A 12,128-nucleotide genomic window follows, 5' to 3' on the forward strand; every position below is an offset into this window, starting at 1 on the left:
GGTTAAACCTCCTTGTATTCTTCGGTTGTTTCAGATGCTGTAGACATGCGGCGGGCAAGTTCGATAAGGGTTTGCACGCCAAAGCCGGTGGCTCCGTATTCGGTGTACTTCCACTTCTTGGTAACGAAGGCGGTGCCTGCAATATCCCAGTGAGACCAGGCGGTGTTTTCGGGTACGAATTCCTGCAGGAAGAGGGCGGCGCTGATGGCACCGGCGTCGCTTCCGGTGTTCTTGAGGTCTGCAAACTTGTCCTTCAGGGCATCGGCGTATTCTTCTTCCAGAGGCATGCTCCAGAACTTTTCGCAGCAGGCTTCGCCGGCGTTGATGACGTTCAGGGCCAGGGCATCGTCGTTGCTGAAGAATCCGGTAACGGCATAACCCAATGCGCGGACCATGGCGCCTGTGAGGGTGGCCAGATCGATAATGTGGGTGGCTCCGATGAGGCCTGCTTCGGCCAGACCGTCAGAAAGTACAAGGCGGCCTTCGGCGTCGGTGTTGTCTACCATGACTGTCTTACCGTTCTTGGCGGTAAAGATATCGCCGGGGAGCACAGACTTGTTGCCGATGGCGTTTTCGGCCAGGCAGCAGATGGCGCTGACCTTCATGGGCAATTTCAAGGTGGCGATGGCCTGGATGGCTGCCAGAGTGGTGGCGGCACCGCTCATGTCGCTGATCATTTCGGGCATGGATTTGGGCGGTTTGAGGCAGAGGCCGCCGGTATCGAAGGTGAGACCCTTGCCAACGATGACCAGGTGGTCGGCGGAGCTGCGGGCTCCGCGCTTGCCTGCTGCAGCCTTGGTGCCGTCGTAGGTCATGGTAATCATGTGGGGTTCGTGGGAGCTACCCTTGCCAACGGTAACGTGGCCCATGAAGCCTTCCTTTTCCAGCTGCTTCATGTCGCGGACCTTGATGGAAAGGCCCGGAGTATACTTGGCGATGGTCTTGGCGCGTTCGACGAACTCGGCGGGGTAAAGGTCGCTGGCGCAAGTGTTGATCAAGTTCTTGGTCAGGGCGATGGCCTTCTGTTCGATGGCAACTTCTTCGGCGATGGCCTTGAATTCGGCAACGTGTTCGCCGGCGACGATTTCGAAGGTGACCTGGAAGTTTTCTTTCTGCTTGCTCTTGTAGGCGTCAAACTTGTAATCGGCGTAGTGGAGGCCGTGGGCGATGGCCTTGAACTGTTCGGGGGCGGCATCGGCAAGCATGATGCTCACTACGGGAATCTGGCGGGCCATGGCCTTCTTGGCCAGGCGATAGGCGGCCATGCGCAAGTGGTCCAGATTAGAGATGCCACGCTCCTTGGCGGCGTTGACGAAAATGGTGGAGGTGCCATCGATTTCCAGAAGTTCCAGGTCTTCGAAGGGGCCTTCCTGCATGCCGGCCAGAACGGATTCTACCTGCTTTTCGGCGGTTTCGGAAAGGACGTTGGAGAACTGGACGGACTGCTTGACAAAAAGAAGGGCGGACACATTGGCCTTGCCCGACGGAGTTTTAACAATATTCAATTTCATATGTCATTAATGTAGTTAAAAAATGCTATTATATTCCATGTAAGAACAGGAGGTTTTATATGAATCTTAAGTATGTTGGAATTGTGTCTGCACTGGCTCTTTCTGCAGCCTTTGCCCAGGAAACTGCTGCTCCTGCAACTGAAGCCGCTCCCGCTGCCGAAGTGGCCGCCCCTGCTGAAGTTGCCGCTCCTGCCGTAGAACCGGCTGTTGCCCCCGCCGAAGCCGCACCCGTTGCAGCCCCGGCTCCCCAGGTAGCTGAACCGGTCGCTGCCCCCGCTCCCCAGGAAGCTGAATCTGCCGATGTGGCTGTTGCCCCCAAGGCCGTCCGTGGCGAAGATGCTGCCCCCGCAGCAGAAGTTGCTGAACCCGTCGCTGCCCCTGCCGCTGAACCCGTTGCAGCTCCCGCTCCCCAGGTAGCCGAACCCGTTGCGGCCCCCGCCCCCAAGGCTGTCCGTGGCGAAGATGATGCTCCCCGTACCGTTTACTACGAAACCGTCTACACCCGCGAAGATGGTACCCCCGTGCGCACTGTCTATGTGGCTCAGCACAGGTCCTCTTCTAAGGATACCGTTTCTATGGATCAGCTGATGGGTCTTGTTCCCATGCAGTTCAAGATCGGTGCTCATGGTTCTATCGGTTCCTATTACCTGACCGGTGACAAGTGGGACGATGATGACTACTATGGCATTTCCTGGCGCGCAGGTTTGATGTCCATCATTCCCCTGAATGATTACACTATGGGTATCAAGCTGGGTGTAATCTTTGAACGCAGCAAGTCTAGCGAAACTTACGACTACTACGACAACAACAACAAGGCTGTTCCGGTAAGCTTCAACTTCGACCAGATGAAGGTGAACATTCCGGTACTCTTTACCTTCAAGGGTGCATCTTCCAACCTTTACTTCGATCTGGGTGCCCAGATTTCTATTCCGGTGAAGGATGAACTGAAGGTGTCTTACAAGAACGGTCAGGAGAAAATCAAGGAAACGACTGACTTGATGGATGAAGATTACCGCACGAACATGGACTGGAGCCTGGTCTTTGGATTCTCTGTCATGGCTCATAAGCGCCTGTCCATCGACGTGAAGGCCGATGTGGGCCTGTCTGACCTGTACGAAGGTTACAGCGAATTCCCCAGCCTGGACCTGAGCTGCTCCTCCTTCGGCATTGGTCTTACCCTCTACCCGTTCTAATAACTCGTAAAAAAGGAACGATCGCTTTATGATCTTGCCTATCCTTGCCCTGGTGGCTGGCATTGCCGTTCTGGTCTGGAGCGCCGACAAGTTTGTGGATGGCGCCGTTGGCGTTGCTGAATTCTGTGGTATGTCTACGCTCCTGATCGGTATGGTGGTGGTTGGCTTTGGTACCAGCGCCCCCGAAATGGTGGTGTCTGCCCTTTCTGCCTTGCAGGGGAATCCTGAGCTGGCCTTGGGTAACGCATATGGCAGCAACATTGCGAACATCGCTCTGATTCTGGGCGTTACCGCCCTGATAACCCCGCTGGTAGTCAAGCGCTCCGTTCTCAAGAAGGACTTGCCGATCCTTATCGGTGTGACGGCCCTGGCCATTATCCTTGTGGCCGACGGAAGCGTGACCCGCATGAACGGCATTGCCTTTTTGGCTGTGTTCTTTGCTGTCATGGGCTATAACATCGTAAGCGAGATGCGCGGCTCCAAGACCTTGAACGCAGACGCTTCTGCAAGTGCCGCGGATGATACCGACAACGGTTCTTCAAAGAGTCTGGGCAAATCCATCTTCTGGTTGCTTCTTGGCCTGGTGCTTTTGGTGGTCAGTTCCAAGATGCTGGTGTGGGGCGCCGTTGAAATCGCCCGCAGCCTTGGCATGAGCGACTTGCTCATTGGCCTTACCATCGTGGCTATTGGAACCTCTTTGCCGGAACTGGCCAGCTCCATTGCCGCCGCCCGCAAAGGCGAAGACGACCTGGCCGTAGGAAACATTATCGGCTCCAACCTGTTCAACACCCTGATGGTGGTGGGCATCGCCGCAACCCTGGACCCCATGGAAGCCGTGGAACGAGACATGGTGACCCGCGACCTTCCCCTGATGGCTGTACTCACCCTGTCGCTGCTGGTGCTGGGCTTCCGCCGCAAGGGCGATGGCCGCATTAACCGCATTGCCGGCGGTGTCTTGCTGGCCATATATGTGGGTTACCTTGGATTGCTTATTGCCCAGGCCTCTGGCGCGATTTAATTTGAAATAGGCTTCGCCTTTTTTGGGGTGAGAGTCAGAATAGAAAAGCATACTTTTAAACAAAGGGCTCCGCAACTGCGGAACCCTTTTAAAGTTTATGGAGCAATAGGAGCGTCTATAACGCTGACGTGAACTGCCTACGGAACCGCTACATCGGCGGGAAGAAGATGTAGGCGATGGCGATGGCTGCCATAACGCCCACGGCATCGGCAATCAGGGCGCAGGTCACGGCGTGGCGGGTCTTCTTGACGCCTACGGAACCGAAGTAGACTGCGATGATGTAGAAGGTGGTGTCGGCGGCTCCCTGGAACATGCAGCTTAGGCGGCCGGCGAAACTGTCGGGGCCCAAGGTCTTCATGGCGTCGATCATCATGCCGCGGGCACCGCTTCCGCTAAGGGGTTTCATGATGGCGGTGGGCAGGGCCGGAACCACATCGCTGCCGACACCGATCATGTTCAGCAGGGCGGCGATGCCGTTCATCAAGAGGTCCATGGCGCCGCTGGCACGGAACACCGCAACGCCTACAAGGATAGCTACCAGGTTGGGAATGATCATGACGGCGGTGTGGAAGCCGTCCTTGGCGCCTTCTACGAAGGCTTCGTAAGCCTGCACTTTCTTGTAGCAGGCCAGACCCAAAAAGGCCACGATAACGCCGAACAGTACGAAACCGCTAATGAACAGGCTGCTGGCGCCAATGGCTTCTGCTGTCAGGTGGCTGAAGTAGACCATGATGGCGATAACGCAGGCCGAAAGACCGCCGAGCCATGCCACCGTTACAGGGTCCTTCAGCTTCACCTTCTGGAAAAAGCTCAAGGCCACAATGCCCGCGATGGTACTGAAGAATGTAGAGAGCAGCAGGGGGAGGAATACGTCACTGGGGTTGGCCGCTCCCATCTGGGCGCGGTACGTCATGATGCTGACAGGGATCAAGGTCAACCCGCTGGCGTTCAGCACCAGGAACATGATCTGGGAGTCGCTTGCCACGGACTTGTCTTCGTTGGGGTTGATTTCCTGCAGTTCCTTCATGGCCTTAAGGCCCATGGGGGTGGCCGCATTGTCAAGGCCCAGCATGTTGGCGCTGATGTTCATGAGCATGGTGCCCACCACAGGGTGGCCCTTGGGAATCTGGGGGAACAGTCGGCTGAACAGCGGCTGCACGATCTTGGCGAGAATCTGCACGGCACCAGCCTTTTCACCAATCTTCAGAATGCCAAGCCAGAGGCTGAGAATGCCGGTGAGGCCGATGGCTATTTCGAAGGCTGTCTTGGACATGTCGAATGCGCCCAAAATGGCTTTGTTGAAAATTCCGGTGTCGCCGAAGGCCAACCATTGAACGATACAGGCGACGAATGCACCAAAAAAGAATACGAGCCAGATAACATTTAAAACCATGGGCCTAATTTTAGAAAAGATTGCACAAAAAAAATGGAACCGGTTTTCACCAGTCCCATTTTTGACGTTTAAACGATTCGATTTAAAGTAAAATACTTATTCCCAATCGTATAGGCCGGAAATTACTGCGTTTACAATCAATTCGAGTTCTGCGCAGGAGGATTCGGCAGCTTCACCACCTACGTATACAGTGGCACCTTTGATTTGGCAGGACTTGCTGCCCTTGCTGGTACACTTACCAGAACCCTTGCTTCCTTCGAATGCTTCGCAGAAGGCACCGTACTGGTTGTAGATTTCTTCAGAGGCTTCGACGCAAATGGAGAAGTCTTCACCGTTTGCACTGCAGTTGACGAAATTTGCGTTGCTTCCGCCGTCAAAATCTTCGTCACCTGCTGCAGGGACGTCTTCGGTAGGACTGCTAGGAATGGTTTCCTGGAAGTTGCCGGAGGCCTTGGACACATCACCATCACCGGAGCAGCCAACGAAGGCGGCCATGGCGGTGGCGACAGCGATTGTTACGAGAACTTTCATGACAACCTCAAATTAGAAGTGGATGAAGGCACCCAGGTTTCCTGCGAAGTTATCCAGGGAACTGGTCTGGCTAACAGAAGCTTCGAGGACGAAGTTCTTGAAGGAGAAACGAGCACCAGCGTTTGCGTATGCAGTGGAAGTTGCAAGACGAATGGTGGAATCGTCTTCGGTATGGAGGTTAGCCTTGTTTTCTTCGCCGAGACGGTCGAAGATGACCCAAGTGAAGCTTGCGCCACCGAAGAACATCCAGTTGTCGTTCAGGGTGATTTCTGCCAGCATGTTGGGGGTAGTGTAGAGACCGAATTCAGAACGGTTGTTCTTGGAGTCATCATCCTTGATTTCATCGTACATCACGATGGGGAGGTAGGTGTTGGTACCGAGGAACAGCTGAGCGTTAGCTACGCTTGCAACGGGGAATGCAAGGTTGAAGTTGGGGGTGATTGTGAATTTGGATTCCGGGTTGGTGACTTCGGTAGACTGGTTTCCGGTAGTGGTTTCTTCGGTGCTTGCATGGCGGACGAGAGAAAGACCTGCAGACCAGGCGAGGCTCTTGGCGGAAGGTGCGTTAGAAACGACGGCAGAAATTCCGATATCCCAATAGTCGCGGTCGACTTCAGTCTGATCGTTTTCGGTGTCGGTTTCATCCTGGAAGGTTTCCCAGAATGCGTGTGCGCCGAATTCCAATGCACCCAGGTTCATAGAGAAGTTCACGCCGATGTTATCGCCTGCGCCGGTGGTAGAGGCGTCAGATTCAGCGGTGCCTGCCTGAGTGGAAACTTCGTGGGAGGTGAAGGTCTTGCTCAGAGCCAAATCAACGGTAACACCGAGGCCACCAGTTGCGATACCGGCGGTGAGCATTGCGGGGCCGCCGTTGTTGGTGTACTGCATCAAGTAGGTCATGCCACCGCTAGCGAGAGAGACAACGCCTTCTCTTGCAGACGGCTGAACGTACAAGAGGGTACGGCCTGCCATCTTGTGAGGCATAGACATATCGCCATTGATGGTAGCTGCAGCAGCTTCGTTGCCTACAGCGTTATAGGCATTGGCATGCAGAACGTTGAAACCGGTTGCAGGAGCTGCGGCTGCCTGTGCGGGAGCTGCTTCTGCAGTCTTGTCCCAGGAATCTTCTACAGCGGGAGCAGCGGGTGCCGGAGCAGGTGCCGGAGCGGCTTCAGCCTGTTCTTCGGCAGCGGCGGGGGCTGCTTCTTCATATTCGTCGTCATAGTCCTGAGCGACGGCTGCGGAAACTGCAAGAGCTGCAGCAACGGAAACGAGTTTGAAATTCATATATACTCCTTAATTAGTTTGAGCTACAATTTAGCATATAATTTGCTTTTTTTCGAGGTTACGGAGAAGAAAAAAAACATTACGGGCTTTTTTGTAGCATTTATCAACAAAAAACGATTTTATTTGTGTTTTTTTACAAAACAAAAGCGGAACTCCCTAGGGAATTTCGCCTTTGTAAATTGGTCTAACGAAGTGATTACTTCTTAGGCTCAATCTTTTCCATGCCGCCCATGTACGGACGCAGCACTTCAGGAATCAACAGGGAGCCGTCCTTCTGCTGGTAGTTGTCGCAGATGCCCACCATCACGCGAGGAGTAGCAAGGCCAGAACCGTTCAAGGTGTGGATGAAGGTGTTCTTGCCGTTGATCTTGGTCTTGATGTTTGCGCGACGTGCCTGGTAGTCTTCGAAGTTGGAGCAGGAAGAAACTTCAAGCCACTTCTTTTCTACAGGGGCGTAGACTTCCAGGTCGTAGCACTTTGCTGCACCAAAGCCGAGGTCGCCCTTGCAGAGTGCCAGACGGTGGTAGGGGAGGCCCAGCTTTTCCAAAAGCATTTCGCCGAAGCGGGTCAGTTCTTCGTGATCTTCGTAGGAGTGTTCCGGATGAGCGAAGTAAACCATTTCAACCTTGTTGAACTGGTGGAGGCGCAGGAGGCCGCGGGTGTCCTTACCGTAGGAACCTGCTTCACGACGGAAGCAAGCGGAGTAGGCGCAAATACGCTTGGGAAGTTCAGATTCCGGAATGACTTCGCCAGAGTACAGGTTGGTCAGAGGAACTTCTGCGGTCGGAATGAGGAACAGGTCGTCATCCTTGTCGCAGCGGTACATGTCTTCTTCGAACTTGGGTAGCTGACCGGTGCCGCGCATGGTGTTACGGGTTACCAGGTACGGAGGAGTGAATTCTTCGAAGCCAGCCTTCTGGTGTTCGTCCAGGAAGAACTGGATGAGGGCGCGTTCCAGGCGAGAGCCGAGACCGCGGTAGACCGGGAAGCCGGAACCGGAAATCTTTGCGCCACGTTCGAAGTCGAAAATGCCAAGACGTTCGCCGAGAGTCTTGTGGTCGACGCGTGCGAAGTCATCGTTCTTGGTGTAGTAGTCGAAGGGAATGGGACCGTCCTTTTCAACCTTATTGTCGCTGGAGTCCTTACCTTCGATGGAGCGGGGAGCGATGTTGGGGACGTGCATGAGCATTTCGGTCTGCTTGTATTCCAGATCCTTCAGCTTCTTGTCCATTTCGTCGATCTTGTTGCCCAGTTCGCGGGTAGCGGCCTGAGCGGCGTCGGCATTTTCGCCCTTCTTCTTCAGTTCGCCGATGAGCTTGGACTGAGCGTTACGTTCGCTCTTGAGGCGTTCCACTTCGGTGAGGAGGGGGCGGCGTTCTTCGTCGATAGCGAGAACATCGCGCAGGCTCACGGTAGTATACTTCTTTTCGGTTTCAGCAATATAATATTCCGGATTTTCGCGGATCTTCTTAATGTCAAGCATTTTATGCCTCGGTTAGATAAAAATTTTCGGATGTAATAATAGCAATTATTTTAGGATAATTTTCTGCGTATTCCGTCCCGCTTTCACAATAAACGTTCCTTTATGGCCAATCTTTATGTCTAAAGAACCGTTTGCGTATACCTTTTTGATGTAATTCCCATTCAAATCAAAAATAGAGACGTCTCCGGTGTAGGTTTTTAAGGCCGTGGTCTCGTGCAAAATTCCTGTTTCTTCGTTGTCCGATACGTTATTTGCAGAGGAACTGCTGGAAATGTCTGCCGAATTGGAACTGTTGGCGGGTGTTTCGTTGCCGCTGGCCGGTCTGATTGATTTCGCAATAATGGCTGCCAGTTCGTATGCCCCATTGGCATTGGGGTGGACGTTGTCATCCAGCAGCCATTCCGGCTTATTGAAGGATTCGTGGAGGTCGATGAGTTGTACGCCCTTGTTGGTGGCCACTTCCTTGATCAGGGGGTTGATGACGTTCACGATAACGGAGTCTGTAATGAACCAGTCCCAGTTGTTGGCGTAGGGCTGCAGGGTGGCGTAAATGGTGGGGGCCTGGGGCTGGTGGGCGAAGGTGTCGATAAGGGCCTCGTAGTCCTTCTTCATTTCGTCCAGGAGGTCTGCCCGGGAATAGCCCTTGGAATCGTAGGCGTAGTAGTTGTACCCCGTGGAACTTCCTGCACCGTCGTGGAAATACTTGCTGTCGTTGGTTCCCAGTTCAATGACCACGATGTCGGGCTGGAATTCGTAGGCTTCCTTGAATTTGGGGGACGTCCAGTAGGATTCGTTAGATTTTTTATGGAACATCATACCGGAATGCCCGAAGTTTCCCACTTCGAAGTCATCGCCTAGCATAATCTGCAGGTTTTGCGGATATGTTTTTTCGTCCCAGTTTAAGCCGTATCCGAATGTGATGCTGTTGCCGACGCAGGCCACCTTTGTGGCGAAGGCTCCAGATGCCGTGAAAATCGAGATGGCGGCGATGGTGGTAAGTTGTCTTAAATCCATAGAAATCCTCATACGAAACAGAAAATAAAAAATGGCTGCGGTGTTGTTGAGGTTTACATCATTTTTTTATAGGTAGCAGTGATAATTTGAATGCCCACATATATATTCCAAATTGGAATGGGAATTTAAAAGGAGTGCAAAAAATGAGAATTCTTCCCCTGCTAATGATTGCCGCAACCGTTTCTTTCGCCCAGTGGGGTGGAGGCGGAAAATCCCTGAATGACTATAAGAAGGTGTCTGTTTCCGGGCGCGACATCCATGTGTACGCCCCGTCGAATCTGGCGCCGAAGAGCCCGCTGCTTCTTTCGCTGCACGGCATGGACCAGGATCCCAATTACCAGCAGGATATGACCCACTGGGAAACTGTGGCCGATACGGCTGGTTTCGTGGTGGTGTACCCTAGAGGCGGTACGGGAATGTCTACCTGGGATATCCAGGGCGATAAGGATACCAAGTGGGTGACCGAAATTATTAACCAGATGGTCAAGGATTACGATATCGATACCAAGCGCGTCTACCTTTCCGGTTTCTCTATGGGAGGTATGTTTACTTACCACGCCATGAGCAAGATTGCCGACAAGATCGCCGCTTTCGCTCCCTGTTCCGGCCCCAATGTGTATGGTGCGTCCAAGGCCATGCGCCCGGTTCCCATTTTCCACCCTCACGGAACCAATGACGATGTGTTGCAGTATAGCTCGCTGGAAGGTTTCCTGAAGAATTATCGTGACCAGTTTAACTGCCCGGCTCAGGCCGAAGTCACGGAAAACTATCCCAATAGCGAAAACCGGGCAACCCTTTACAGCTGGGGCCCCTGCGATGATGGCGTCTATATCAAGCACCTGAAACTTCAGGGCCGTGGTCATAGCCCGTCCAAGGCCGATGTTTCCGACATCTGGAATTTCGTGAAGCAATACTCCCTGGATGGCGTGGCTGAACCGATCGTGGTTCCCACCAATAGGGATACCGTTTTCAACGGAACTTTCTCTGATTCCCTGAAGTTGGCTGGTTGGTCTCTGACCGTTCATAGCGGTGACGGTACTTTCAAGTTTAACGAAGGCAAGGGCGAAATCAATGTGACCAAGGTGGGTACCAACGCCTACGACGTACAGGTGATTCAGAACGGCATGCATTACGAAAAGGGCAAGAGCTACAAGCTGACCTTTGATGCCTATGCTTCCGTCGCAAGGACTCTCGAAGTGAACCTGGAAAAGGATACGGACCCGTGGACCAGCTACCTGGGCGAAGCCGCCACCTTCGACCTTGGCACAACATCCAAGACTTATGAAATCATGTTCACCATGAACGAACCTACCGATGAAAATGGCCGTATTTCCATTAATGCTGGTCTTGCCACAGGATCTGTGTTCATCGATAATGTCAAGCTGACCGAAGTTACTTCTGACGAGGTGGGCTTGGCCAAGAACCGTCTTATGCTGTCTAGCGAAACCTCGTTCCGCGTGTACAACTTGAAAGGGGCTTTTGTATGTAAGCTCAATTCTCGCCCCGGTGAAATTCAGACTCGACTGAATTCCATGAACCTTAACAAGGGCTTGTACATTGTGAAAAACGGCGCTCTAAACAGGATATTCTCTGTAAAGTAGGTTGTTTTAACTAAATTTAAGAGCGATGAAGTATTGCCTGAAAGTCGCTCTAGCTTTTTTGTGGCTATGCACCCTGACGGTTCTGTCGGGGTGTTATAGCTTTACTGCGAGTACGCTTCCCAGTCATATCAAGACGGTGAACATCCACGAAGTAGACGATAAGACTCTGGATCCGGTGCTGGCAAACGACATCTATACCGCTGTCGTAGATATGTTCAAGAAGAATGCCGGTGGCGTTCGCGTTATCAAGTCCGAGGCCAATGCCGACTTCGAGGTGACCCTGCTGTCTTATACCAACAAGCCCATGGACTATAACAGCAACAGCGATGTGGAATCTTACCGCGTAACGATCCGCGTCGGGGTCAAGTTCTACGACAACGTCAAGGAACGAATCATCTACGAAAACAAGTCTCTGTCTGCCGAAGGAACCTACGACGTTCAGGCCAACGAAACCGAAGACCGCCACGGTCAGACAAGAGCCATCGAAAAACTCCAAGACCTGATCATCACCAACGCCCTGGCAAAGTGGTAGTCGCTCCGCGACGATTTTAAATGAGGGCTGCCCTGGCAAAGTGGTAGTCGCTCCGCGACGAATTTTTTAAATAAAGTCTTCGACTTTTACGGGGGCTTCGTTTAGGAGGGCTTCGGTCAGGGTGCTGCCTTTGTAGGTCAGCTTTAAGCTGAAGAAGGGTTCACCTCTTTCTAGAAGGGCCAGGAATATCAGGTCGCCGTCCCAGTGGGGGAGTTTCGCCACGTCGGCCTTGGGAACCCATTCCAGATTACCTTCGTCGCATTCCTTGATTTCGCCAGTCCATTGGGTGGCGGTAAAAAGGTGCATGAATTCCGTCTGGTCCATGCCATCGCTAATGAAGGTTACGATGCCGCGATACTTGGGGCGCACCAGGGTAAGCCCAGTTTCTTCCAGGGCTTCGCGCTTGATGCAGTCTTCGGGGGATTCCCACTCCTCGAACTTTCCGCCGATGCCGATCCACTTGTCCTTATTGATGTCGTTCTTCTTCTTGACGCGGTGGAGCAGCAGGTACTTGTCGTCCTGTTCGATATAGCAGAGAGTGGTGTTTATCATGGACCCAAATTTA

11 protein-coding genes are annotated in these 12,128 nt (G+C 53.1%); 4 read left to right on the forward strand and 7 right to left on the reverse strand.

Going from position 1 to position 12,128, the window contains the following annotated elements; translation table 11 throughout:
* Positions 1-2: 2 nt before the first annotated feature.
* Complete coding sequence (locus tag BUB38_RS10905) at positions 3-1,511, reverse strand: leucyl aminopeptidase family protein (protein ID WP_073160457.1); 1,509 nt, start codon at positions 1,509-1,511, stop codon at positions 3-5.
* Positions 1,512-1,570: 59 nt separating this feature from the next.
* Between BUB38_RS10905 and BUB38_RS10910 the strand changes: the two genes are divergently transcribed.
* Together BUB38_RS10910 and BUB38_RS10915 are read left to right on the forward strand one after the other, a co-directional pair.
* Complete coding sequence (locus BUB38_RS10910; protein WP_073160459.1) at positions 1,571-2,704, forward strand: porin family protein; 1,134 nt, start codon at positions 1,571-1,573, stop codon at positions 2,702-2,704.
* A gap of 28 nt (positions 2,705-2,732) precedes the next feature.
* Positions 2,733-3,722, forward strand: a complete 990-nt coding sequence (locus BUB38_RS10915) for a calcium/sodium antiporter (protein WP_073160461.1) — start codon at positions 2,733-2,735, stop codon at positions 3,720-3,722.
* Between the two features lie 148 nt (positions 3,723-3,870).
* On the opposite strand, the gene BUB38_RS10920 is transcribed toward BUB38_RS10915, so the two are convergent.
* The 5 genes from BUB38_RS10920 to BUB38_RS10945 form a co-directional block, all read right to left on the reverse strand.
* Positions 3,871-5,115: a nucleoside recognition domain-containing protein gene (locus tag BUB38_RS10920; protein ID WP_073160463.1), complete on the reverse strand. Its 1,245-nt coding sequence runs from the start codon at positions 5,113-5,115 to the stop codon at positions 3,871-3,873.
* A gap of 96 nt (positions 5,116-5,211) precedes the next feature.
* Positions 5,212-5,646 (reverse strand): hypothetical protein, encoded by a 435-nt coding sequence (locus BUB38_RS10925; RefSeq protein WP_073160465.1) that lies wholly within the window; start codon positions 5,644-5,646, stop codon positions 5,212-5,214.
* 12 nt (positions 5,647-5,658) lie between these two features.
* A complete protein-coding gene (locus BUB38_RS16645) occupies positions 5,659-6,933 on the reverse strand; it encodes a hypothetical protein (RefSeq protein ID WP_073160467.1) in 1,275 nt (424 codons plus the stop codon).
* A 196-nt stretch (positions 6,934-7,129) separates the two neighbouring features.
* A complete protein-coding gene (serS, locus tag BUB38_RS10940) occupies positions 7,130-8,416 on the reverse strand; it encodes a serine--tRNA ligase (RefSeq protein ID WP_073160471.1) in 1,287 nt (428 codons plus the stop codon).
* Positions 8,417-8,461: 45 nt separating this feature from the next.
* Entirely contained in the window at positions 8,462-9,430 is a 969-nt protein-coding gene (locus BUB38_RS10945) for a GDSL-type esterase/lipase family protein (protein WP_073160473.1), read from the reverse strand.
* A 143-nt stretch (positions 9,431-9,573) separates the two neighbouring features.
* Here BUB38_RS10945 and BUB38_RS10950 point away from each other — a divergent pair, with 143 nt between their 5' ends.
* Positions 9,574-11,031 (forward strand): carbohydrate binding domain-containing protein, encoded by a 1,458-nt coding sequence (locus tag BUB38_RS10950; protein WP_083542117.1) that lies wholly within the window; start codon positions 9,574-9,576, stop codon positions 11,029-11,031.
* A 25-nt stretch (positions 11,032-11,056) separates the two neighbouring features.
* A complete protein-coding gene (locus tag BUB38_RS10955; RefSeq protein ID WP_073160477.1) occupies positions 11,057-11,563 on the forward strand; it encodes an LptE family protein in 507 nt (168 codons plus the stop codon).
* A 66-nt stretch (positions 11,564-11,629) separates the two neighbouring features.
* Here the strand turns inward: BUB38_RS10955 and BUB38_RS10960 are convergent, their stop codons facing one another.
* Positions 11,630-12,115 (reverse strand): NUDIX hydrolase, encoded by a 486-nt coding sequence (locus tag BUB38_RS10960; RefSeq protein WP_073160479.1) that lies wholly within the window; start codon positions 12,113-12,115, stop codon positions 11,630-11,632.
* Between the last annotated feature and the right edge of the window lie 13 nt (positions 12,116-12,128).

The sequence above is a fragment of the Fibrobacter sp. UWH5 genome (assembly GCF_900142505.1).
In the GTDB taxonomy this organism is placed as follows: domain Bacteria; phylum Fibrobacterota; class Fibrobacteria; order Fibrobacterales; family Fibrobacteraceae; genus Fibrobacter.